Consider the following 24,675-nt stretch of genomic DNA (forward strand, 5'->3'; position numbering starts at 1 on the left):
AATAGAATAGTGCATCCCATTAAATTGGGGTGCGCTTTTTTTTTTTGCGAGAATGAATCATTCCATTCCATGAAAAAAATCAATTGTGACATCGATTGGTTCTCTATAATGTACCCAAATCTAAAAAAAATTGAACCAAGAAATAACTGGAACCGCACCTTAACATCAGTGAGGTCCCGGTGAAGCCACTTAAAATTCCGATACATCGATTTCTGAATACTGTGTATTGAAACTTTTTTGAAGCCGTATTTCCAATGTTGATTCTTTATATTGGGCTGATGCCCCTTTTTTCTTTACAGGTGCGGGGAGTGTTATGACATGCCGATCTGACTCTTCAGGAATCCCCTCGATGATGGATTGGTTAGATGTATGGTAAAGTTTCATTTTCTTTAGCCAAGATTCATCTTGTATTGGAATTCTTACGAAGACATATAAGTGGGTTTCAAATACTTCGGCATGTAAAGGATGTTCAGATCTGGCATTTACTTTTTGTGAGCCGCCATCATTTTGGTTCATCATACCTTGCATATTGTCAGGGATCACTTGTGAAAATACCTTTTCAATGAACGATTGAACATCACTTTGCTGCATATTTTTCATGAATTCCTTTTGGTTCGGGTTATTCTTAAAAGAAAAAAGTGAATTCCAGGGAAACATATTGAATTCCTCTCTCCTGCTTATGGTCTGACAGGTTTATTTGTTATATTTTATGCAGCTAAAGCCCAGAGGTTCTTTTTTATAATTACTAAATTATAGAAAATGGAATAAACTTATGTATAATTAAGTAAAATCCATTAGATAAAGAGGGTAAGCCTGTGGATGAAAAAGTAGCTTTTATTACTGGTGGAGCAACGGGTATCGGCAAAAGGATGGCATTTTCACTCGCGGATAATGGAATGTCCATTATCATTACTTATCGAAAAAGTAAAAAGGCAGCTTTAGCATTAGTGGATGAATTACAGGAAATGTACCATGTTAAGGCAATTGCGATTCAAGGTGACTCGTCAAGTGAGGAAGATTGCCGGAATATATTGCAAAAGATTTCGGAGACATTTGGCCATGTTGATATCTTCATTCATAACGCAGGGCCATATATGCATGATCGTAAACCGATGACTGCTTATCGCAGCGATGAATGGAAGTACATCATGGACGGGAATTTAAATGGTTTTTTCTATTTTGCGAAGGAACTTATTCCACAAATGCGCAGCAGAAACTGGGGCAGAGTCATTACCTTAGGGTTTGAACGGTGTGAAACTGCACCAGGTTGGATTTATCGTTCTGCTTTTGCCGCTGCAAAGAGCGGCTTGACCTCCTTGACAAGAACTTTGGCTGCGGAAGAAGCTACTCATGGAATCACCGTGAATATGGTTTGTCCTGGTGATATCATAGGGGATTGGAAAGAGAAGGAAATAAGGGTTGCGAGAGCCGAAAAGGATGATACGGTTCCAGTCGGCAGACCGGGTACGGGGGAAGATATAGCGAGGGTGATCACGTTCCTTTGTGATGAAAAATCAGATTTCATTACCGGGAGCATCATACCGGTAACAGGCGGTAAGGATGTTCTTGGGAAAATATATAAAGCCTAGTGCTTTAGAATTTGAATTCGGTATGAAAAAAGTGAGGCCGGTTAATCCAGCCCCACTTTTTTTATGCCATTTTTTTATATTTTACTTGCTGAATGTACCGTAAGCGAGCAGCCAAGCCTATAGCCCCAAGAGCCAAGCCGGAAATTAAGCCGATCCAATACCCAAAGGCTCCCATATCCGTAAACTTTGCAAAGAAATAGCCAATTGGAAGCCCGAGAATCCAGTAGGAGACCAGTGACATGGCAAATGTGACATTTACATCCTTATATCCACGCAAAATGCCCTGAATAGGTGCCTGCAGGGCGTCCGATATCTGAAAGAAGATGGCATATATTAAAAAATGTGATGTCAGCATCATTACTTCGTGATCTTTAGTGTATAAAGAGGCCACAGGTTCACGGAAGAGGAAGAGGATGGTCGACAAAACGAGTGACATCGTCAAGGCCATCGAAATGCCAATCCAGCTATACTCTTTGGCATCTTTATAACGGGCTGCCCCAATTTCAAATCCAATGACGATCGTCAATGCCATGGATATACTTAGCGGTATCATATAAAGCAGTGACGCAAAATTCATGGCAATCTGATGTGACGCAATCGTCACGGTATCATACTTACTCATCAAAAGGGTGACAGCTGAAAAAATGCTTGTTTCAAAGAAAATAGCAAGACCGATGGGTACCCCAATCAACAATAAGGCCTTCCATTCTTTCCAGGAAACACGGAAAAATTCAGTGAAAACCTGATATGTCGAAAATGGGTTTATTTTTATCACGATCAATATGGCCACCAGGGCAATTAACCAATAGGTAATGGCAGTGGCGTACCCGGAACCGACACCGCCAAGTTCAGGGAATCCAAACTTCCCGTATATTAACAAGTAATTAAAAAGGACGTTTACCGGGAGCGCACATAAGGTGATGATCATGGAAATCCTAGTTTGGCCCAGAGCATCGATGAAAGCCCTCAACGCATTATAAATGAATAAAGGAATGATACCGAGTGAAAGGGCGATCAAATAATCATGAGCCACCATGTGGACACTATCTTCAAGATCCATGGCATTTAATACGGGGTTCAGAGAAAAAGCTCCAATGATTAAAATGATCAAGGCTAAAGCCACAGCTAAATAAATGGCCTGCATCACGGAATAGGAAACGGATTTGGACTGCCTGGAACCCACCAGCTGTGAAACCACCGGTGTTAAGGCAATCAATATCCCGCTCAGCCCCGTGTACACGGGTGTCCATAGCGAACTGCCGATGGAGACGCCAGCAACGTCCTGAGTGCTGTATTGCCCTGACATCATCACATCAAAAAAAGTCATGGCATACATGCTGATTTGGGTGATCAGGATAGGTATCAATATATAAAATAACAGGCGGATCTTTTGTGATTTAGTAAAAGTCTGATTCATCAAAGTACCTCAATATCAATATTTGGAATTTTCAACACAATGAAAGAATTATATCACATAAGCATGTGATGTTTTAAGAGTTTTTATTTGAAACAAAAAAGACTTGCCGTTTGGGGCAAGTCTCAGTTTGTAGACAAAAGGGTTTCGGAATTAAAATTTTCAGAACCTCTTTTGAATTTTCCCTTATTTAAGTTAATAAGTGCAGAGCAAGTATAGGTGGATTCCCACACATGTGAAAGAGTGCGATATGGTTTCCATGATAAAGTGAGTTATATCTCAATGTTCGGGGAAAATTAAACGACACTTTAAAGATACAGACTTGTTTGAACAGATTTTTATCGTATCTTAATGACAACTGCTGAGCCAAAGAACCAACTGTAAGCCATATTAGTTTCAACCTTCTTTCAATTCTATTGTTTTACGCATGAACGAATACTGAAGGTATATTGAATGAAGGTCAGATTAACTTATTTAGCTGGAACAAAACTTGGGCGTCCTACCTCTAAATACATATCTTTCACCAAATCTAAATGAAAGAGAAGACAATGGCACCTTCAATTTTACGAACCAAATGGTTTGCTGGCACCAGTTGATCTAAAGTAACCATTTCAAGTCGATCTCGCTGAATAGAACTATGTTTAGAAAGCATCCTCATCACCTCAAGTTTTAATTATTTTAAAACAATAAAGACTTTAGGCAAAAGGGTTCTATCTAAAAGTTAAAACAAAGTTTATTGGGCGGGTGTGCGAGACTCCTTCGGGAAAAGCGCGTCCAGGGGAGACCCCACAGGCGCAAGGGCGCCGAGGGCGGACCGCGGAAAGCGAGTGCCTTACGTTATAATCAACGTCAAAGTTTGTGCAAGCCAAAAAAAATGTAGACAACATCAATTTTCATCGAAGTTGTCTACAGTCTGAGACTTGCCGTTTAGGGCAAGTCTTTTTTGTCAGTCGCGCATGGATTCAAAATCATTCATGGCTTCCATATCTGAGTCTTTTTGAAGAATGAATGCCTGTGAAGGAATGGCAATTTGTACACCTTCCTGTTCCAATATCTCCATTATATTAAAGTTCACATCTTCTTTGATTGATAAATATCCTCCAAAGTCGGTGGCTTTCGTGAAGAAATATAGGTAAAGGTTGAAGCCGGAATGACTGAACTCATCAAATTTAACCAAAATCGTTTCCGGATGTACTTCAGGATGATCAATAAGCATTCTTTCAATGTCTTTAATGACATTTTCCAATTTTTCTTTTGGTGTCGTGACATTAACACCTAAATGGAAGGCGATCTGTCTTTTGCCCATCTTGGACCAGTTGATGATCGGTTCATTCGAAAGGGTCGCATTTGGGACTGTAACTAAAGCTTGGGCAAAAGTCCGAACTTTAGTGCTTCGGAATGTGATGTCTTCAATGGTTCCCTCCACACTTGGAGTTTTGACCCAATCTCCTATGGTAAAAGGTTTTTCGGTGACGATGACGATACCCCCGAAGAAATTGCTGACGGTATCTTTAGCGGCAAGTGCGAAAGCCAATCCACCCAAACCAAGCCCTGCAACAAATCCATCGACATTAAATCCCCATTCTTCCGCGATGATGGATGCACCAAAAGCAATGATGATTATGTTTATGATTTTCGTAAAGAACGGCATGACGATTTGATCGACTTCTAGTCCGAATTTACTTACTAATTTCGGAAATAAAATGGTTAAGATCGAACTGATGTTGAAAATCGTCCAAAAGAATAAGAAGACAAAAAACGATCTGTATATCTTCGATCTGAGTTCAACCGAAGGTGAGTCGATCGGAAAATAGTGCAGTGAAATGATAACCCCAATCAAAACGATAAGCCATCTTACTGGCTGTTCTATTGCGAGCATTAAATTGGCGGCAAATTCAACTTTGCGTTTTTCTGCAATCCGTAGAAAGAACTTGAATATATATGTAGTAAATACTTTCCGAAGCAAAAGGAAGATTAGAAAAATGCCTATGGAAATTCCTAATTTGGTCCAGGCTTCGATTCCATCAAATTGATTGAGTGATTCAGAAACTTCTTGCAATGTATTACTCCTCCATTGTATCTTGTAGTATTGTAGAATACTAAGATTATAATATATTCATGCTGAAAAAGGAAAAATAATCGATAATTACATACATAATGGGGGATTTCGGTTCACTGAATACTTTTTCAAGTTATTAATGGCAAGGATATATGGTAATATGGATGCAAAGTGATTTTTTAAGTTTGGAAGGTGGAAATATTGACTAAGAAAATAGTATTTACCGGAGGCGGTTCTGCCGGTCATGTATCTGTTAATGCAGCAATCATCCCCGAATTTTTAAAGAATGATTGGGATGTTACTTATATTGGTTCAAAAAAAGGCATTGAAAAAAATATCATCGAAACGGAATTTCCCGAGGTCCGTTATGAAACGATTTCCGTTGGGAAATTCCGACGTTACCTATCTGTTGAAAATATGAAAGACCCTTTCCGGGTCATAAAAGGGATTTTTGATGCACGAAAAATATTAAAAAAGACCAAGCCTGATTTCATTTTTTCTAAAGGGGGTTTCGTTTCGGTTCCAGTCGTTTTGGCAGGCAGGATGCTGAGGATTCCGATTGCGATACATGAATCGGATTATACGCCTGGTCTGGCTAATAAGATCGCGATGCCACTTGCATCGAAAATTTTCACAACCTTCCAAGAAACGGAAAAAGACCTTCCGAAAGAGAAGGCCATGTATCTTGGCGCTGTATTGCGCGATGGAATCTTTACGGGAAAAGCTTCTGCTGGTAAAGCATTTTGTGGATTCACGAATAACAAACCGGTGCTACTCGTTATGGGCGGAAGCCTTGGGGCCGTTAAAATCAATAATTTAATTACAGAAAACCTTGATGCCTTATTAAAGGATTATCAGATTATTCACATTTGCGGGAAGGGAAATGTGAAAAGCGAATTGAAACAAAGGGGATATGCTCCTTTCGAATTCGTGCACGAAGAATTATTCGATCTTTTGGCGGCTGCTGATGTCGTTGTGTCAAGGGCTGGTTCAAATTCCATCTTTGAATTCCTTGGTTTGCAAAAGCCGATGCTGCTTATCCCTCTAAGTGCCAATGCATCCCGTGGAGATCAAATCCTGAATGCGTCAAGTTTTGAAAAACAGGGTTTTTGTAAAGTCATCCAGGAAGAAGAGCTGAATGATCGGATTTTTAATGCTACATTAGCGGATTTATTGAAAAAATCGGATGAATATCAAGAGAAAATGCGTCAAAAACGCCCATTCAAAACGGCAGCTGAAATGTATGAATTACTGCTTAAAGTAATGGCCGCAAAAAAATAAGTATCATTCCCCCCTATTCAGCATATCTATTTCGAACAGAGGAGGGGGTAGAATGGCTTATGAATATTCAAAAGGATGGTTCATTCAGCAGCTAAAAGCCGCAGGGATTAGCTACCATCCAATTGAAAAAAGAAAGCTGGAGCTGTATAAAACTTATATTCTAAGGCGTTTATACGAGGATCTGCAAAAAAGATAATCATAAAAATAACCGCAACGTCGTTGACGTTGCGGTTATTTTTATAGGAATTTACTTATAAAAGGAAAGAAACAGGATATAAGGATACCTGCGATAGCCATTGCCGCACCTGCGACAGCCCCGGTAAACTCACTTTCCTGGGCAGCTTGAGCCGTTCCGAGACCATGAGCGATCGTACCATAGGCGATACCACGTGCGAAGGGCATCGTAATGTTTAATTTATCCATCATTTTTGGAGCGATCATTGTACCCAGCACCCCTGTCAAAATGACGAAGGCAGCTGATATATTGGAATTTCCCCCATAAAGTTCCGTGATTTCCACCGCGATGGGCACTGTAATGGATTTAACTGCCAATCCTTGGAATATGAATGGCGGAAGTGAAAATGCTTTAGCGATGGCGAAGGCAATGATCAATGTGACAAGGAGACCAAAAATCATGCCGCTAATTGCCGGCATTGCATATTTAACGATTATTTTTCTATTTTTATAAAGTGGTACGGCCAAAGCAACGGTAGCTGGTCCCAGGAAATAGGTGATGATGTCTTTTCCTGGTGAATAATCCTCGAAGTCCAAACCGCTGATCAGCAGTACGAGAATAATTGTAACCGTACTGAAAAATACGGGCGTCGTAAAAGGTGATGGATGTTTAGCATATATTTTCCTTCCAATGAAATAGGCAAGAATGGTTATCAAGATGCTATATATTGTGATGAGCGCTGTCATGCTGTTTAATCTCTCCTCTATGGGATAGCTTCTGAACGGTCCATGCTGAAACGATGAATCCAAATATCAGGCTGACTCCCAATGTAAGTGCCAAAGGCAAACCAAATTCAATGAAAAGCCATCCCATGGTCATTAAACTGATTGAAATGGGAATGAAGAAAAAGGCTAGGTGCTTTACCAAAAATCCTGAAGTAAGTTCAATCCATTCGACTTTTATGACCTTCGTCTGTAATAAACCGAATAACAGAATCATGCCGATGACGTTGCCTGGTATAGGTAAGTGAAGTAAACTGGCTAAATAATAGCCAAGCTTGCAAATGATGAGCAGGAAGATAAGCTGCACGATAAAAGCAAATGTTTTTTTCATGATTAAGTCCTTTCCATGACGCTTTGAATATATTGTTGAATTGGTCAATTGTATTCATTATAAAAAAATATCCCTAAAAAGAATAGGGATTTGCAGCAATCTATGTTTAACATCCTGTGAAACTGGAAAAAAGAGCTTTCCAGGTATGGAAGCTCCGGCCATTTTATGAAAGGATAAACAAAGCCATATTGAAATGTTCTTCGCTCTATGCTTCAAGTAACTGCTGTTCGTCATCATCATGCTGTCTAAGGATATGAAAGTTGTATAAATCTTTAGGGATTTCATACAAATCGTAGATATCAGCTTCATGATTGATCTGATCATAAAGGGATTTTCTTGTTTCGTTGGCATTGACGGCATAGGGAAGCTTTTCTGCGGCTTTTATGGAGCGGATATTTTTTTTGCGAATTCGCATGAAGACCGTTTCCAAACCGAGCTCGAAAAAAAGCTCTTTGAAGAAAGCGTCTTTTGCGATGGCATTATACCCTTTTCCATGATAAGGCTTGCCAAGCCATGTGCCTAAGAAACCTGCACCATTTTCAATATCGTATAAAGAAATACAACCGATGGGATTTTCCCATTCATCCAAGATTGTTCGTGAAATGAGTTGCCCAGCATCTTCGGCTTCGATCGTTTGCTTAGTAATGAAAACATATTCTTCATATGAATCTACCTTATGGCGCACGAAAGGGAAGACATCTGGATGCGTCATTTGTTCATAAAGAGAAAAACAATCTGTGAAATCTCTCTTTTTTAACATTTCCGTCCCTCCGTTTGAGGGCAGTTCTTATGCGTAGTCGCTGCCCACCCTCGAAATTTTTTAAGTCGTTCATCAAAAAATTTCGGGGTGGGAATCGAACCCACTAGAACCGGAAACCGGTGGCGCACCATTTGCCTTCCCTATTTTTATTGTCAGAAAGTATGCAAATCTAAAGAACCTTACGAAGGTATAATACTAAAAAAAAAACGGTTTGGGAATAGGTTTTTTGCCTTTTTTTTTCGTCAAATTTCAACTTTTTCTCGAAGGGTGAAATCTTTAGGCAACCGTCTGCATTGTTCCATGAAAAACTGCTTTTTTCGCCCGCTTTTTTCTTTAAAATTTACCTGTGAATTGCATGAATAAAATGATTGCGCCAAGGGCCCATACATATATGGAGAATATTTTGAGTGAACGCTTTTTTAAGAAATCGATCATCCATACCACGGCTATATATCCAAAGATTGCTGCTGACAGGGTTCCAACGAAAAGCGCAGTGAGTGGAAGCCGTTCAACTTCTCCTGTAAAAATCGGTTTCATCTGAAATACGATGCCACCCGTAATGGCAGGAATGGAAAGCAAAAAGGAAAAATAGGCTGCAGTGGCCCTATCCAGTTTGCAGAAGAGGCCAGCCGCTATCGTTAAGCCGGAGCGCGAAAGAGCTGGCATGATGGCAGCAGCTTGGAAAGTACCGATGATCAGCGCATCTTTAATCGAAATTTCATGAAGGGATTTGCCCCCTTTTCTTACTCCGTCGGCTACCCATAAAATCAGTCCGGTCGCTATAAATTCCCAGCCTATGGTCACGCCTGTTTTTGAAAGATCATCAAACCAATCACCGAGTAAAATGCCGGCAATCACGGCAGGAATCGTCCCAGCAATGAGAAGCAGAGTCATTTTGGAGAAAGGATTTTTCAAAATGGCAATTATGTCATTCTTATAGACGACCAATAACGCCAGCAAGGTTCCGATGTGGAGCATGGTATCCAGAAAAATGCCGGCCTCGTCAAGGTGGAAAATATGCCGTCCTAAATATAAATGTCCAGTGCTTGAAATAGGTAAAAACTCAGTCAAGCCTTGAATGATCCCAAGGATGAAGGCTTGAAATTCATTCAGCAAAAAAACATCACTCCATTCTAGAAGGTATAGGACAATCCATTATTAAAACTGTATGCACAAGACGGATGAACATGTCCGGATTTTATTGTTCATATCAAGAAAAGGCAGTCCAGATTTACCTTCTTTCGAATATAATGAGAGGAAAAATGAAACTATTTTTCATTTGATTCGTAATTATTTATATGAGAAAGGAGGAGAAGACACTATGCCTACTAAAGATGAAAGAGTGTTTGCTGCCCTTATTTATGTGATCAGCTTTTTTACAGCATTTATCGGTCCTTTGGTGATTTGGTTATTGAAGAAGGACTCGTCACAATTTGTGGATTATCACGGAAGGGAATACTTGAATTTTTTCATTTCCTATACCGTTTATTCAATAGTCGCAGGGATACTCACTATAGTATTGGTTGGATTCTTGCTATTGCCGGTAATCGGGATAGCTTTAGTCGTATTCACCATCATTGCTGCTGTTAGGGCTTATGAAGGAACGGATTATCGATTCCCGTTGATCTTCAGGATATTATAGAATGATGTAAAAGGATTCCATTCATTTGGAGTCCTTTGAGACTGCAGGCAAATTCGAGGAAAAGCGAGTTTGCCTGCAGTTTTATATTTAAAAAAACGTTCCAGTGGATTTCAGAAATCCGCTCCCTTTCCGCCGACTGCCTGCCAAGCCTCCTGCCTAGCGGCTGCGGTGTCCCGGCTAGCCAGTAAATCGGCAGGAGTGTCGCAAATTTCTTCAATCCAATAAGGAATATAGTAACATTAAGAAAAATCTAGTCTTGTTTTAAAATTGGGTAGGACCCCATTCTGTCTACAATAGGATTCCATTCAATTCGGAGTCCTTTTTTATTTGGTCCGTGTGGGGAATTCCCTTACATTAAAGAGGGAATAGATCACACTAAAGCGAATAAAGTATTATGATAACTGCTTCTATGCACGTTTAGGAAGCGGATGCCGGGCGGGTTGTGGTACTGCTAATCAATGGCCGCCTAAAGGCGGTAATCTTTCTTGTAAGGAGTGAGGAGTAAAGCGGGATATGAATATACGTGAATATTATCAGAAAACGAGCAATTCAAATTTTCATGCATCTTGGGTATCTCTTCTATTGGCCGTTGTTTTTTTCATTTGCCATATTTTTGCGATGATTCCGGGCAATATATTATTGATAACTTCTCCTTTTATTTTCTTTAGCATTGCTCAATTTGTCAGTCATCGTATATATGAAAATAGAATGAAGGAATTGCCTGAAGAACATATCGGGACGAATGCCGGGTTATTAAAAAATGAACATGTTTTATTGACTTTTATGCCAGCACCGACTTTGCGACTGCTTCTCTTTGCGCCCGATGGGTCACTAATGGGCGAGGTACGTGATTTGAATATGAAGTGGTTCATGTGGATGATTCCCAATTTCTTGTCGATGCTAATGGCCAAGCGATATGAACTGGTGGACCATGAGGGACGTTTGCTGGCTAAGTACCATATCAAAAGGGGGCTTTTCAATAAAATGACGATCCTGGATGATCAGGGCGGCATTATTGGATCGTATCAAGAAAATCGGTCATTCGTGAAGGTAAATGGAATGATCTATAAGGAAGATGGTACGGAATGGATGCCAATTGAAACTCCGGGAAGTGTAAATTCTTTCGAGATTGCCACAAAAGACGGGGAAAAGATCGCTTCATACCAAGAAGGCTGGATGCCTTTGGAGTGGGGGAAACGATTCAAGACTAATACACCCATACTTTCTTTTTCATCAAATGTTGCTGAAAGTCCTAAAATCATTGTCTTTGGGTTCTGTGCAGCCACGCTGAATCATCGTTCAAATTGACTACGGTTCCCCTTTAGCAAATCTTTTAAATACCTGATATAATAATAGGAGATACATAGATTAAATACACAATAAAAAGGTGGTAAATATGAGTTTACTTAATGAGATTCTGGATTATAATGAACAGTTTGTAGAAAAAGGTGAATATGTTAAGTATAGGACGGATAAGTTTCCTGAGAAACGTATGGTCATCATAAGCTGTATGGACACTCGGCTCGTTGAACTATTGCCAAAATCCTTGAATGTCAAAAATGGTGATGTCAAAATCCTGAAGACTGCCGGGGCAATCGTCTCCCACCCATTCGGAAGTGTCATGCGGAGTATCCTTGTTGCTATTTATGAGCTAAAGGCAGATGAAGTATTGGTCATACCTCACCATGACTGCGGGATGGCATCAGTCGATGCCGATGCTGTAATGGACAAGATGATCGAACGTGATATACCGAAGAGCACCATCGATACACTGGGAGCTGCAGGAATCGATATCCGCAGTTGGCTTCGCGGATTTGATGATGTTTATGAAAGTTGTAAGAACAGCGTCGAAGTGATTAAAGGACATCCATTGATTCCTAAAAATATTCCTGTGCATGGTCTAATCATTTCGCCTGATACAGGGAAGCTGGAATTGGTAGTAGATGGGTATTCTCAAGAACAAAAATAATATATTCATCGAGGCTGTCGGGAGCATTTCCGACAGTTTTTTTCAAATTTTTATCATTGCTATTTATTTTTATCCTTTTTTTTGTTAAAATCGCCAAGTGTAGTTTGTCACTAATACAAACGGGTGGGCGAGGGATAAATTTGATAAGGACACAACATGAAGAAATTAAACTTGGAAACGTTTTTTCATTTTTCCGACTATGGAACGAATGGAAAACGTGAAATCCTTGCTGGAGTGGTCGGCTATTTTACGATAGTCTATATTCTCATCGTGAATTCCCTGATTTTATCGGAAGCGGGCATACCGATTAATGGTGCAGTGATTGCCACGATTCTTTTATCTGCTTTAAGCTGTGTCATGATAGGATTTTGGGCGAATGTCCCAATCCTTCTCGTTCCAGGAATGGGCGTCAATGCCCTATTTGCTTATACCATGGTTCAAGGAATGGGTCTATCATGGCAATCGGCTCTTGGTGCTGTGTTTATCTCAGGGGTAATTTTTGTAATCATCGCTTTTACAAAATACTCCAAAATCATCAGTGATTCGATTCCAAGTTCGATAAAAGAAGCCATATCTGTTGGTCTTGGCCTATTCTTGATGCTGATCGGACTTGAAAAGGGCGGGATAATCACAAGAGGTTCATCATCAATCGTCGCACTGGGAGATTTAAGCGATCCAGCGGTGTTTGCAACGGTGTTGACCTTTTTACTGGCAATCACGCTGTTCATCAAGAATATCCCCGGTAATTTCATGATAACCATCCTGGCAGGCAGCCTCATTGCCTATTGGTTCGGGACGGTTCAACTATCGGAAATCCATTTTTCAGGCATTAACACAGCTTCCTACGGCGATCTCTTCTTTTCATTATCGTTCTTGGAAGCGAACCGGATTGAATTCTGGATAAGTGTATTTGCGATGACGATGGTTCTTGTTTTTGAAAATATTGGTCTTGTACACGGGCATGTAGACAGTATCAACCGCCAGGATGCATATAAAAAGTCGCTGCAGGCGACAAGTGTGTCCGTTCTATTATCAGGCTTATTCGGTTCGAGTCCTACCGTCGCAACAGTAGAAACGGCAGCAGGAATCGCATCGGGAGGCAGGACTGGTCTTACTTCAGTGGTGACGGGCGTGCTATTCATCCTATCACTGTTATTTATACCGGTGATTAAAGTAATCCCTGATAGCGCCATTGCCCCCATCTTGATTATCATTGGCATTTTGATGCTCGGAAACATAAAAAAGCTGAATTTCAGTGATTTAACCGAGAGCATACCTGCAATCATGATCATCACGATCATTCCTTTCACATACAGTATTGCCGATGGAATGGCATTCGGTTTCATCCTGTACCCATTCTTGAAGCTTGTAACCGGAAAAGCGAGAGAAGTGTCAGCCCCGATGTATGTGAGTGCCGGAATGTTTATTGTCTATTTCATCATTGGTATGATCGGTTAAAATTCAAAAGAGCGGTTGGAATGAGTTAATTCTTATTCCAACCGCTCTTCTTATTGGTTTTTTCGTCGAAAAAAATGGATTTAATGTGATTTACGCGATGACACATCCATCTTGAAAATGCTATGATATAGAATATTAAAAAAATGATAAATGACAAGCAGCTTATTAGAGGATGTGACAGGATGATTATTGAAGGTTTAAAAAGCCATGGTTCAGGAAATGATTTCTTGATAATTGATGAATTGACTACGACCCTGATGTTTACGGAAGAAGAGCGGAAAAATTTCGCAAAGGCCCTATGCAATCGGGAGAGGCTCGGAGCGGATGGTATTTTGTTCGTAATGAAAAGTGAACATGCTGATTGCCGGATGCGTGTCTTTAATGCGGATGGATCGGAAGCCTCGATGTGCGGCAACGGACTTCGCTGTGTGGCACGTTACGCGAACGACGTTCTGGGGCTAGATAAAATGATCGTGGAAACCATGAAGGCAAATTTACTAGTCGAAAAAACGGAAGATATTTATGAGGGCATTCCGACTTTCAAGGTGGAAATTTCACCAGTAAGTTTTAATGTGAAGGATCTACCTCTTATATTGGCTAAAGAACAGCTGCAAAACGAAACATTGCCGGAACTTCATGATACCCTGCTATTTTCGGCATTGGCGGTTCCTAATCCACATTTGATCACACTCGTCGATAGTGATGTTTTACAAAGTGATTTGCAGGAAGAACTTTCAACAAAGGTCAATCAACCGAATGAACTTTTCCCTGATGGTGTCAATGTCAGCTTTGTGAAAGAGTTGGAACCAGGGAGCATTTATGTGCGGACATTCGAACGTGGAGTAGGCTTCACGAATGCATGCGGAACGGCGATGTCGGCTTCTAGCCTAGTAACATGCTCTGTTGGGTTAAACGCGTTGGAAAGTGAAATATCTGTCTACAATAACGGCGGAAAAGTTAAATGCGTGGTCCACCATGATGTAGAAAGCCAAACGTATTCAATTGATTTAATCGGGAATGCAACCTATGAATTCAAAGTATCGATTGAAATGGACTTAGATCAGCCTGAAAAATTTGAAATACTTGAAAAAGAGGATTTTGAATTGGAAACAAGCTTATATGCCAAGCTGCAGGATGAAGTGCAAAGTTATTTGAGAACAAAATTATTATGAAATTTTTAAACTGCAGGCGAACTCGAAAAAAACGAGTTTTCCTGCAGTTTTCTTATTTTAAAAAAGTTGCAGTTGATTTCAGAGATCCGTTCACTTTCCGCCGACTGTCTGCCAAGCCTCCTCGGCTCAAGAGCCTGTGGGGTCTCGACTAGCCAGTTATTCGGCAGGAGTGTCGCAAATTTCTTCAATTCATTAAAGATTATAGTAAAAAACATGTAGGTAACCTAGTCTTAAACATTATACGGATGAGACTAGCCTAGAGTTTTTCTTAAAGAAACGCCCCAGTTGATTGGCCGTAAGGTACGGGACTCCTGCGGGAAAAGCGTTGCCAAGGGAGACCCCGCAGGCCAGCGCCGAGGGCGGACCGCCCGTGGAAAGCGATTTTCTAGAGCAAATTTCCATCTTACCAATTAGTTATGGGTCTTTTTTTGTTTTAGGAACGATAATACTTCCAAAAAGGCTGGTCCATTATCCACCAGTCGGTAATCCATAAACGCACACCCGTCCCTTTTTATTCTGTTTGGTATGGTTTCAATCGTAAAGTCCTTTAACTGGAGACTTTCGTTCACTTCCTCCCAAAACAAAGGTGTAGCCACACCAGCGAAAGAATTTCCCCGTGGGGAATAAGGAAGAATGATGGTTTTTCCTTCACTATGCTGCACAAAGTCCAAGTAAAGTCGATTATGCCGATTTATTTTCATTCTTTCCGTTGTAAAATCATTCGAGTGGGAACTTGTTAAATAATCACCGAGAAAGTCAGTGAATATGCGTGTCTCCTGATAAGTAAATGTGTCTTCAGGCAGAGGGATGTGAATTTGCAGTCCTTTGTTACCTGAGGTTTTTACAAAAGCTTTTATCCTTAATGATTCCATCACCTTTTTTATTTCCTGTGCAGCCTTTACCGCAAAGGAGAAATATTCGATGGAAGGAGGGTCCAAGTCCAGGACGATTTCGTCGGGTCTTGTTTTACCGGCTTTCTGAAATGGGGCATGAAATTCCAATGCAAGTTGATTACCAAACCAAAGGAGAGTTTCAATGTCGTTACACAGCATATACTCGATATCCTCATCCATGAACGTTTTAATAAAGTCCGGCGCATAATCAGGTTTGTTTTTTTGGAAAAATCTTTCTTTATCCAAAGTTCCATGAGGATAGCGGATCGTGGTAAGAAGCTTATCCTTCAAGAAGGGTAAGAAGAAAGCTGAAACCTCCCGTAAATAATGTAGGTATTCTACTTTTACCACCTGTTTACCTTCTGTTTTCCAAAGCGGTTTATCCTTGGAAGTTATTTGTACAGTATCTGGAAATGTATATTGCCCTAGCACGAATTTCTCCCAGGTACATTCGTCGGGAGAAGTTTGTAAAAGCCACTGTGAAAACTGAGGTTCACGCAATTCATTTTCCTCATATACGTGTAAGAATTGAACTTCAATGCAAATGGATGGATGGATATAAAAAAATTGTTCGTCTTCATCTGATGCATTTTGTTTGATCAATTGATGCAATATACTTTTATCTCGAGCACTCAGTCCATTTTTGACACTCCCGATTTTCGTCACGGCACCTTCTTTGAAAACTGCGAGGGACACGTAGCCATTTTCTTTGTGCAATGCTGTGATGAAACAAGAAACGGTCTTCCAATTTTTCACCTTAATCCAAGATGTTGTACGTCTTCCTTCTTGCCAAGCACCCCGGATTTCCTTAGCGACAATCCCTTCGCCATCTAACAAGGTGACCTTATTCAAGGCATTATCCAAAACGTCAAAACTCTCTATTAATTGTATCAAAGCCTTATCGTTGGGATCGGGAGGCATAGGTAGACCGAGTTTTCCCCCCATATTCAACATCAATTCCCTTCGTTCCACCATTGGATTAGCTGCTACATCTTTTCCGCTGATGCGAAGCAGGTCAAACGCTATAAACCGACATGGGGAAAAACGGGCATTTTCTGAAATTAAGGATTGTTTCCCAAGGCGTCCTCGCCACTGTATTTGAAAAAAGTCCGCTTTCGCTTGATTGGTAAGCCAGACCAATTCTCCATCTAACTGAAGCGGGAGATAATCTTCCAGGTCCAGGTCTTTGATGTAAGCAATGATTTCTGGGAATTGAGGTGATAATTCCTTTTCATTTCGACTCGAAATGCTTATGGTATCGGATTCTATCGTTAATATAGCCCTAAAGCCGTCATATTTGACTTCATAACGCCAATCCTTGGAGTTGGGGGCTTCAGGGTAATAGGTAGGCAGCATCGGTTTCATATTTGTATTTACCTCCGCAAATAATTGATAACATTATTTTGCCAAAAAAACGAAGTGTTACAGTTGGCAATTGTTTTTTCGGTTTTTTTTGAACAAAGGGGAATAATAAAATTGTTCTTCTCATCAAAAATAAGTTATGAGGTGACGAATATGCATACGATGTGGAAGGGAAGCATATCATTCGGCTTGGTGAACATTCCGATCAAACTTCATGCTGCAACGGAGGATAAGGATATATCTTTAAGGACGTTGCATAAGGAATGTCATACACCGATTAAATACGAGAAGGTTTGTCCAGTATGCGAGAAAGAAGTGGGGAAGGATGATATAGTCCGCGCTTTTGAGTATACAAAGGGAAAGTTTGTTGTATTGGAAGACAATGAACTAGAACAACTGAAAAAACAAAACGAAGAAAAAGCCGTGGAAATCGTGGATTTTGTTAAAATTGAAGAAATAGATCCCATTTATTTTAACCGGAGTTATTACATGTCCCCAAATGACGGGGGGATAAAAGCTTATTCCCTTTTGAGGCAGGCCCTCAAGGAATCGAATAAGGTGGGGTTGGCAAAAATCATCATTCGATCCAAAGAACAAATGGCGGTAATCCGAGTCGTTGATAATACCTTGGTTATGGAAACGATTCATTATCCGGATGAAGTCCGCTCCACAGCGGATGTTCCGAATATCCCTGCCAATGATACCATAGTAAAAAAAGAAATCGATACTGCCGTATTATTGATAGATCAATTAACGACTACTTTCGATCCGACAAAATACACCGATGACTATCGAACCGCGTTACTAGAATTGATTGAATCAAAGAAAACGGGACAGACGACGATTACAGCGAAAACAAAAGAACCAGTTTCCAACAATGTAACTGATTTAATGGAGGCATTACAGGCATCCATAGACCGTACAAAACATGATGAACCGGAAAAGAAAAAGACGACCCGAAAGAAAGCGGCACCGAAAAAAAAGAAACAAGCGTAAACAGGAAGCTGAGCGGAAGACGGATGATGTCGCTCGGCTTTCTGCTTGTTTTTGCAAGGAATCAGGCTTCTAATAAGGAAATGAAAGGGACTTGATAAGGAGGGAAGGAAAGTACAAATAGGTGAGTCGATCAAGATGCAAGAAACTGAATGGAATTACAGGGAATTAGTGGATATTAATGAAAGCAAAAAAAATTCGCTCCCTAAAGAGCGACAATGAGGAATTCAATCGTGAAAATCAACATATAGGCGAACGGTTGTAGTTTTCGACTATATATTGTGTTCATATTCTACCATATTTAATTCTGAAATAGCAACTAAATTACTGAAACTAACCTATGAATTTTTCTGGAAATCAATGATATTTCGCCCATTAACTGCTCATATGGCTTTTTCATTTCATATACATATAAAAAGGTACTGAATAAAATGGATTTTTAGTATAATTTATACATATAGGATGATATAAATTTAATATGAATGGAAGATGCAAAATGGAAAATGGAAAAATCAAATCACTACATGCGGGGAAGCCGAAACATGAAATTTTTTCGAATATCGATATCTTTTCAGCCATGGATAAACAAGCACAGAATAATTTGACAGTGACTAAAGCTGGCATAATCGGCGATGGTGTCGGTAATGTAAAGTTCCATGGAGGTCCTGATCGGGCTTTGTGCTTTTACCCATTTGAGCATTATTCATTATGGAATGAAAAATTCTCTAAAAAGCTGGATATCCCTGCATTCGGTGAAAATTTAACTATAGCGGGGATGAGGGAAGAAACAACGTATATCGGCGATATTTATCAAATAGGCGATGTGATTGTTCAAATTAACCAAGGGAGGATACCTTGTTCGACCATTTCCTTCTTCAATCAAGAACCTAAGTTTTTGGAACGCGTGCTGAAAACGAGTTTCACTGGTTATTTTGCAAGAGTACTTCAAGAAGGAACGATAAATAAACAAAACGAGATTGTGCTAATAGATCGTCTACAAGAAAAAATTTCTGTCCATTACGCAGCAGAGGTCATCCTTCATAAACGGGATGGGCTGGAAGGTGCTAAGGCTTTACTTACACTAGACTCGTTAGCGGAAGACTGGAAACAAAGGATCTTGAAGAGGGTTCAAGCAGCAAAAAATTGAATGATTTTTGCAAAAGTGAAAAAAATGTCGATCAGGTATTGAAATTGACAGATTATTAATGTAAATTAAATATAATCAAATTTTGAAATCTTATGAAAATTATATAAATGGATCTTATCGAGAGAGGTGGAGGGACTGGCCCGAAGAAACCTCAGCAACCAGCTTAGGCAAAGGTGCTAAATCCAGCAAGCAGAGCTTGATAGATGAGGAGAATGTTTCAAAAACCTTCTTCTTTGAGAAGGTTTTTTTTCCTTTTCTCTCATACTCATAGACTACTACAAAAACAGGATTGTTTTTGAGAGAGGGTGTAATGATGAATTTTCGTAAAGAATTAAAAGAAAGAATGCTGATTGGAGAAGGGGCAATGGGGACCTTGCTTTACTCTAATGGCATTGATCAATGTTATGAGGAATTAAACTGTACGAACCCAGATCAAATAGAGTCCATCCATCGAGCCTATCTGGAAGCTGGTGCAGATATCCTTCAATCGAATACATACGGAGCCAATTTCAATAAATTGAAGCGGTATGGACTTGAAGATGAAGTGAGCAGAATCAATCGCCAGGGAGTTATTCTTGCTAAAAAAGCGGCAAAAGGAAAAGCATACGTCTTCGGTACCATAGGGGCCCAGCGGAGTATCAGGAAATCGGATTTAAGCATGGAAGAGATAAAACGGGGTTTTCGTGAACAGCTATACAGTCTGTTGATGGAAAATCCTGATGGGATTCTCCTGGAAACATTTTATGACCTGGAAGAACTGGAAACCGTCCTGCAAATCGTTAAAAATGAAACGGGACTGCCGATTATCGCAAATGTCTCGATGCATGAACTGGGTAATCTTCAAAGTGGAATCCATTTAAATGAAGCCTTTCAAAAACTCGAGCAATTGGGTGCCGATGTGGTTGGTGTAAATTGCCGCCTCGGACCACATCATATGATTCGGGCCTTGGAAGAAGTGAGTTTGCCAAAGCAAGCATCGATTGCCATTTACCCTAACGCCAGCCTGCCGGATTATGTCGATGGGAGGCTCGTTTATAAAGCTGTGCCGGAATATTTCGGTTCTAGTGCCCTGGAACTTCGTGAGCAAGGCGCCGCGATCATAGGAGGGTGCTGTGGAACGACTCCACTGCATATTCAAGCTGTAAAGCATGCAATTGGAAGTTTGGCTCCCGTGAAAGAGAAATTTACGAAATCCCGTGAAATAGAAGTAATTGAAGTGAACGATAGGGAATTGGAACTTCCCCTTTACGAAAAAGCCAAAACGGAACGGACGATTCTTGTTGAGCTTGATCCACCGAAAAAGCTAGGGATAGAGAGCTTCATGACTGGTGCTGAGGTTTTGAAAAAAGCAGGGGTCGATTCCATTACATTAGCGGACAATTCACTTGCCTCACCAAGGATATCGAATGATGCACTGGCTAATTTACTGAAGAACCAATTGAATATAAATCCGATGGTGCATATAACATGCCGAGATCGAAATTTGATTGGCCTGCAGTCACATTTAATGGGTCTGCAGACGGTAGGGCTGAACGAAATATTGATCATCACCGGAGACCCTTCAAAAATTGGGGACTTCCCGGGTGCCACTTCGGTTTATGATTTATCTTCCTTTGACCTGATAAGCATGGTCAAACAATTTAATGAAGGTCTTTCCTATTCCGGTCAAAGTTTGGGGCAACGGGCAAATTTTAAAATTGCGGCAGCTTTTAATCCCAATGTGAAATATCTGGATAAAGCCGTACTGAGAATGGAAAAGAAGATTGCCTGCGGTGCTCAATCCTTTTTGACACAGCCAATTTATTCCGTGGAGCAAATCGAAGAAGTATATGAAGCGACAAAACATCTAGAAACCCCGATTTTCATCGGTATCATGCCCTTAACAAGCACCCGGAACGCCGAATTCATCCATAATGAGATCCCAGGCATCAAATTGCCTGATAATGTTAGAAGGGCCATGGCTCTAGCGGGGGATGACCCTGTAAAGTCAAGGATTGAAGGGGTGAATATTGCGCGGGAACTGGTGGACGCGGCTAGGGAAAAATTCAAGGGCATATATTTAATCACTCCATTCCTTCGCTATGAAATGACGGCGGAACTTACGAAATATATTAGAAAAGTCGATAGTAAACAGACATCAGAGGTGGCAGTACATGAATAAAAAAGCGATTCAAGATCAGTTAAATTCTAAAATTCTCCTACTTGATGGGGCGATGGGAACGATGCTTCAAGCGGAGAATTTGACAGCAGACGATTTTGGCGGGGAACAATTCGAGGGCTGCAATGAATATTTATCACTGACGCAACCGGAAATCATCCAATCCATTCATGAAAAATATTTAGCGGCGGGCGCAGATATCATAGAAACAAATACCTTTGGAGCGACCAGCATCGTCCTTGAGGAATACCAAATAAGTACGATTGCCTACAAGCTAAATAAAATTTCCGCTGAGCTTGCCGTTAAAGCTTGTGAAAAGTATTCCAATGATGAATGGCCAAGATATGTAGCTGGCTCGATGGGCCCCACTACAAAAACGCTTTCCGTAACGGGAGGAACGACTTTTGATGTTTTGACAGATTCTTATGAAGAGCAGGCACTGGGTCTCTTGGATGGCGGGGTAGACTTGCTGTTGGTGGAAACCTGTCAGGATATGCTTAATGTCAAGGCTGCCTTTTCTGGAATCAAAGCAGCATTCGCTAAAACGGGAAAAGATGTGCCTGTCATCATATCAGGAACAATCGAACCGATGGGCACGACACTTGCCGGACAGTCCATAGAAGCTTTTTATTTATCGGTTGAACATATGAAGCCCGTAGCTGTCGGCCTTAATTGTGCAACAGGGCCGGAATTCATGATAGACCATATCAGGACACTTGCAGATATATCAAATAGCGCCATCAGCTGTTATCCGAATGCCGGGCTCCCTGATGAAGAAGGCCACTATCATGAATCACCTGCTTCCCTGGCAGAGAAAATGAAGCAATTTGCCGAGAAGGGATGGGTCAATATCATTGGCGGATGTTGTGGTACCACGCCAGAACATATTAAAGAACTTTCCAGGGTACTCGAAGGAATGAAGCCACGTACACTTACGGAAACTGCCCATGGTCATGCCGTATCAGGGATAGAGCCGCTCATTTATGATGATTCAATGCGCCCTTTATTCGTAGGGGAGAGAACGAATGTTATCGGTTCCCGAAAATTCAAGGAGCTGATACGCGGAAAGCATTACGAACCAGCTGCCGAAATTGCACGTAACCAGGTAAAAAAAGGCGCCCATGTCATTGATATCTGTCTTGCTGATCCTGATGGGGATGAGCTTGGCGACATGAAGGAATTTGTAGAAGAGGTCGTCAAAAAAGTGAAAGTCCCATTGGTCATCGACACTACGGATGAAGTCGTACTCGAACAAGCATTAAAACATTCACAAGGAAAATCGATCATTAATTCCATAAACCTTGAAGATGGTGAAGAGCGCTTTGAAAAAATAGTGCCCTTAGTCCATCAATATGGTGCTGCCGTTGTCGTAGGAACCATTGATGAAATTGGGATGGCCGTTGATGCTGAACGGAAATTGGAAGTGGCTACACGGTCTGTGGATTTGCTCGTCAATAAGTACGGTCTAAACAAAAATGACATCATTTTTGATCCGCTGGTATTTCCTGTAGGCACAGGGGATGAACAATATATCGGATCTGCATTGGAGACGGTGAATGGAATAAAGGCGATTAAAGAAAAGTTTCCGGAATGCCTAACGATACTTGGGATTTCCAACGTTTCTTTCGGTCTACCGGCGAGGGGAAGGGAAATATTAAATGCCGTTTTCCTTTACCATTGTACAAAAGCGGGTCTCGATTATGCTATCGTGAATACAGAAAAACTTGAACGTTTCGCCTTGATACCGGAAGAGGAAGTACAATTGGCTGAGGCACTCCTGTTTGAGACTTCAACTGAAACTTTAGCGATTTTTACCGAATTTTATCGTGGGAAAAAAGCGGAGAAGAAGGATGATGGTGTGATCCTGCCATTGGACGAACGTCTTGGTAACTATATTATCGAAGGAACGAAAGAAGGATTGATTGATGATTTAAATGAAGCGATAGAGCGCGGTGATACCCCGTTGGAAATCATCAATGGACCATTGATGGATGGGATGAGTGAAGTGGGGCGGCTGTTCAATGACAACCAACTTATTGTCGCAGAGGTGCTTCAGAGTGCTGAAGCGATGAAGGCGGCTGTAGCTCACCTTGAACCACTTATGGAAAACTCTGAAGATAGTGCTAAGAAAGGGAAAATCCTGTTGGCGACCGTCAAGGGAGATGTGCATGATATCGGGAAAAACCTAGTGGATATCATTCTATCCAATAACGGCTATGAAGTCATTGATTTGGGAATAAAGGTCGCACCGCAACAAATCATTGAAGAGGTTCGAAAACATGAGCCAACCATCATTGGCCTATCTGGGTTACTTGTCAAATCTGCACAGCAAATGGTTTTAACCGCGCAGGATTTAAGGCAAGCGGGAATAGATACCCCAATTTTAGTTGGAGGGGCAGCATTATCCCGTAAATTCACCGATTTTAAAATTTCACCTGAATATGAAGGGCCGGTTTTATATTCCAAAGATGCGATGGATGGTTTGGCAGTAACGAATATTTTGCATGACGCCGACAAAAAAGTGGTTTACTTGGAAGAGTTGGTCGAGAAACGAGAAAGATCGAAAGCGAATGCCGCCATTGCTGCCACGTTGGAGAAACCTGTTCGTAAGCAGTCCACAGCGGCTCCTTTAAGCGATGCTCCTGTTCAAACACCGCGTGACATCAAACGTCACGTCCTGAAAAACTATCCATTGGATGTCGTCCAGCCATATATAAATAGGCAAATGCTGATTGGACATCATTTGGGGTTAAAAGGCAAAGTTTCCGAATTGCTTAAGCAAGGGAATGAAAAAGCAGTGCAGCTCAATGATCTCGTTGACGAATTGATAGAATTCCTAAAGACGGAACCGGATTATGGCCTGAATGCAGTTTATCAATTTTTCCCTGCTCAAAGCGAAGGAGATAAGCTATTTATATACAACCCGGACAATCATCATGAGGTTTTGGAAACTTTCGACTTCCCCCGGCAAGATACGAATCCGCATCTTTGTTTAGCGGACTTCGCAAAACCGATCTCCTCCGGACAAATGGATTATGTTGGTTTCTTCCTAGTCACTGCCGGAAAAGGAATCAGAAAATGGGCGGAAAAACTGAAGCTTGAAGGTGATTTCTTGAAAAATCACGCCCTTCAATCACTTGCTCTCGAGACAGCTGAAGGGTTCGCGGAAAGAATTCATCAATTAATGCGGGATGATTTAGGTATAAGCGATCCGATTGATATGTCCATGAAAGAGCGATTTGCAGCTAAGTACACCGGGCAAAGGTTTTCATTTGGTTATCCTGCTTGTCCTAATCTGGAGGACCAGGAGAAGCTATTCCGCCTGTTGCAACCTCAAGATATTGGCGTGGAATTGACTGAAGGATGCATGATGGAACCAGAGGCTTCCGTTTCAGCCATTGTTTTTGCACATCCTGAAGCTCGTTACTTTAATGTCGATCGATAACTTCATTTAATAAAGGCAGCGGTATTTTTTACCGCTGCCTTATTG

General features: G+C 40.9%; 20 protein-coding genes and 1 riboswitch. Of the genes, 12 read left to right on the forward strand and 8 right to left on the reverse strand.

Going from position 1 to position 24,675, the window contains the following annotated elements:
* Positions 1 to 189 precede the first annotated feature (189 nt).
* Positions 190 to 657, reverse strand: a complete 468-nt coding sequence (locus AC1DIV_RS17595; protein WP_289350236.1) for an Hsp20/alpha crystallin family protein — start codon at positions 655 to 657, stop codon at positions 190 to 192.
* A gap of 158 nt (positions 658 to 815) precedes the next feature.
* Between AC1DIV_RS17595 and AC1DIV_RS17600 the strand changes: the two genes are divergently transcribed.
* Positions 816 to 1,589 carry an SDR family oxidoreductase gene (locus tag AC1DIV_RS17600; protein ID WP_340876679.1) on the forward strand — a complete coding sequence of 258 codons (774 nt, stop codon included), beginning with the start codon at positions 816 to 818 and terminating at the stop codon, positions 1,587 to 1,589.
* Positions 1,590 to 1,650: 61 nt separating this feature from the next.
* Here AC1DIV_RS17600 and AC1DIV_RS17605 read toward each other — a convergent pair whose 3' ends face one another.
* Both AC1DIV_RS17605 and AC1DIV_RS17610 read right to left on the reverse strand, forming a co-directional pair.
* Positions 1,651 to 3,006, reverse strand: coding sequence for an MATE family efflux transporter (locus AC1DIV_RS17605; RefSeq protein ID WP_477576991.1), 1,356 nt, complete (start codon positions 3,004 to 3,006; stop codon positions 1,651 to 1,653).
* 943 nt (positions 3,007 to 3,949) lie between these two features.
* Positions 3,950 to 5,062, reverse strand: coding sequence for a mechanosensitive ion channel family protein (locus AC1DIV_RS17610; protein WP_323597493.1), 1,113 nt, complete (start codon positions 5,060 to 5,062; stop codon positions 3,950 to 3,952).
* Between the two features lie 192 nt (positions 5,063 to 5,254).
* Here AC1DIV_RS17610 and AC1DIV_RS17615 point away from each other — a divergent pair, with 192 nt between their 5' ends.
* Entirely contained in the window at positions 5,255 to 6,343 is a 1,089-nt protein-coding gene (locus AC1DIV_RS17615; protein ID WP_323597491.1) for an undecaprenyldiphospho-muramoylpentapeptide beta-N-acetylglucosaminyltransferase, read from the forward strand.
* 52 nt (positions 6,344 to 6,395) lie between these two features.
* Positions 6,396 to 6,539 carry a DUF2639 domain-containing protein gene (locus tag AC1DIV_RS17620; protein WP_072273150.1) on the forward strand — a complete coding sequence of 48 codons (144 nt, stop codon included), beginning with the start codon at positions 6,396 to 6,398 and terminating at the stop codon, positions 6,537 to 6,539.
* Positions 6,540 to 6,580: 41 nt separating this feature from the next.
* Here AC1DIV_RS17620 and AC1DIV_RS17625 read toward each other — a convergent pair whose 3' ends face one another.
* The 4 genes from AC1DIV_RS17625 to AC1DIV_RS17640 form a co-directional block, all read right to left on the reverse strand.
* Complete coding sequence (locus AC1DIV_RS17625; protein WP_202316758.1) at positions 6,581 to 7,264, reverse strand: LrgB family protein; 684 nt, start codon at positions 7,262 to 7,264, stop codon at positions 6,581 to 6,583.
* On the reverse strand, positions 7,239 to 7,631 hold the full coding sequence (locus tag AC1DIV_RS17630; protein WP_323597486.1) for a CidA/LrgA family protein: 393 nt from the start codon (positions 7,629 to 7,631) through the stop codon (positions 7,239 to 7,241). Before AC1DIV_RS17630 ends, AC1DIV_RS17625 begins: the two co-directional genes overlap by 26 nt.
* A gap of 205 nt (positions 7,632 to 7,836) precedes the next feature.
* On the reverse strand, positions 7,837 to 8,391 hold the full coding sequence (locus AC1DIV_RS17635; RefSeq protein WP_048688640.1) for a GNAT family N-acetyltransferase: 555 nt from the start codon (positions 8,389 to 8,391) through the stop codon (positions 7,837 to 7,839).
* Positions 8,392 to 8,724: 333 nt separating this feature from the next.
* On the reverse strand, positions 8,725 to 9,504 hold the full coding sequence (locus tag AC1DIV_RS17640; RefSeq protein WP_340878540.1) for an undecaprenyl-diphosphate phosphatase: 780 nt from the start codon (positions 9,502 to 9,504) through the stop codon (positions 8,725 to 8,727).
* A gap of 208 nt (positions 9,505 to 9,712) precedes the next feature.
* Here AC1DIV_RS17640 and AC1DIV_RS17645 point away from each other — a divergent pair, with 208 nt between their 5' ends.
* From AC1DIV_RS17645 to dapF, 5 genes are all read left to right on the forward strand, one after another.
* Positions 9,713 to 10,033, forward strand: a complete 321-nt coding sequence (locus tag AC1DIV_RS17645) for a DUF4870 domain-containing protein (protein WP_034311189.1) — start codon at positions 9,713 to 9,715, stop codon at positions 10,031 to 10,033.
* Between the two features lie 513 nt (positions 10,034 to 10,546).
* A complete protein-coding gene (locus AC1DIV_RS17650; RefSeq protein WP_328118911.1) occupies positions 10,547 to 11,341 on the forward strand; it encodes a hypothetical protein in 795 nt (264 codons plus the stop codon).
* An 88-nt stretch (positions 11,342 to 11,429) separates the two neighbouring features.
* Positions 11,430 to 12,002 (forward strand): beta-class carbonic anhydrase, encoded by a 573-nt coding sequence (locus tag AC1DIV_RS17655; protein ID WP_048688633.1) that lies wholly within the window; start codon positions 11,430 to 11,432, stop codon positions 12,000 to 12,002.
* A 156-nt stretch (positions 12,003 to 12,158) separates the two neighbouring features.
* Complete coding sequence (locus AC1DIV_RS17660; protein WP_340876678.1) at positions 12,159 to 13,460, forward strand: NCS2 family permease; 1,302 nt, start codon at positions 12,159 to 12,161, stop codon at positions 13,458 to 13,460.
* Between the two features lie 182 nt (positions 13,461 to 13,642).
* Complete coding sequence (gene dapF, locus AC1DIV_RS17665) at positions 13,643 to 14,632, forward strand: diaminopimelate epimerase (RefSeq protein WP_340876676.1); 990 nt, start codon at positions 13,643 to 13,645, stop codon at positions 14,630 to 14,632.
* Positions 14,633 to 15,042: 410 nt separating this feature from the next.
* On the opposite strand, the gene ligD is transcribed toward dapF, so the two are convergent.
* Positions 15,043 to 16,890 (reverse strand): DNA ligase D, encoded by a 1,848-nt coding sequence (gene ligD, locus AC1DIV_RS17670; RefSeq protein WP_477576993.1) that lies wholly within the window; start codon positions 16,888 to 16,890, stop codon positions 15,043 to 15,045.
* A 150-nt stretch (positions 16,891 to 17,040) separates the two neighbouring features.
* Here ligD and ku point away from each other — a divergent pair, with 150 nt between their 5' ends.
* From ku to metH, 4 genes are all read left to right on the forward strand, one after another.
* Positions 17,041 to 17,883: a non-homologous end joining protein Ku gene (gene ku, locus AC1DIV_RS17675; RefSeq protein WP_048687774.1), complete on the forward strand. Its 843-nt coding sequence runs from the start codon at positions 17,041 to 17,043 to the stop codon at positions 17,881 to 17,883.
* A 493-nt stretch (positions 17,884 to 18,376) separates the two neighbouring features.
* Positions 18,377 to 19,027, forward strand: coding sequence for an MOSC domain-containing protein (locus AC1DIV_RS17680; protein WP_477576995.1), 651 nt, complete (start codon positions 18,377 to 18,379; stop codon positions 19,025 to 19,027).
* Between the two features lie 111 nt (positions 19,028 to 19,138).
* Positions 19,139 to 19,237: riboswitch (SAM riboswitch) on the forward strand.
* 103 nt (positions 19,238 to 19,340) lie between these two features.
* Complete coding sequence (locus AC1DIV_RS17685; RefSeq protein WP_340876672.1) at positions 19,341 to 21,188, forward strand: bifunctional homocysteine S-methyltransferase/methylenetetrahydrofolate reductase; 1,848 nt, start codon at positions 19,341 to 19,343, stop codon at positions 21,186 to 21,188.
* A complete protein-coding gene (metH, locus tag AC1DIV_RS17690) occupies positions 21,181 to 24,630 on the forward strand; it encodes a methionine synthase (RefSeq protein WP_477576997.1) in 3,450 nt (1,149 codons plus the stop codon). Before AC1DIV_RS17685 ends, metH begins: the two co-directional genes overlap by 8 nt.
* The last annotated feature ends 45 nt before the right edge of the window (positions 24,631 to 24,675 follow it).

It is taken from the genome of Peribacillus sp. 05N428 (assembly GCF_056397085.1).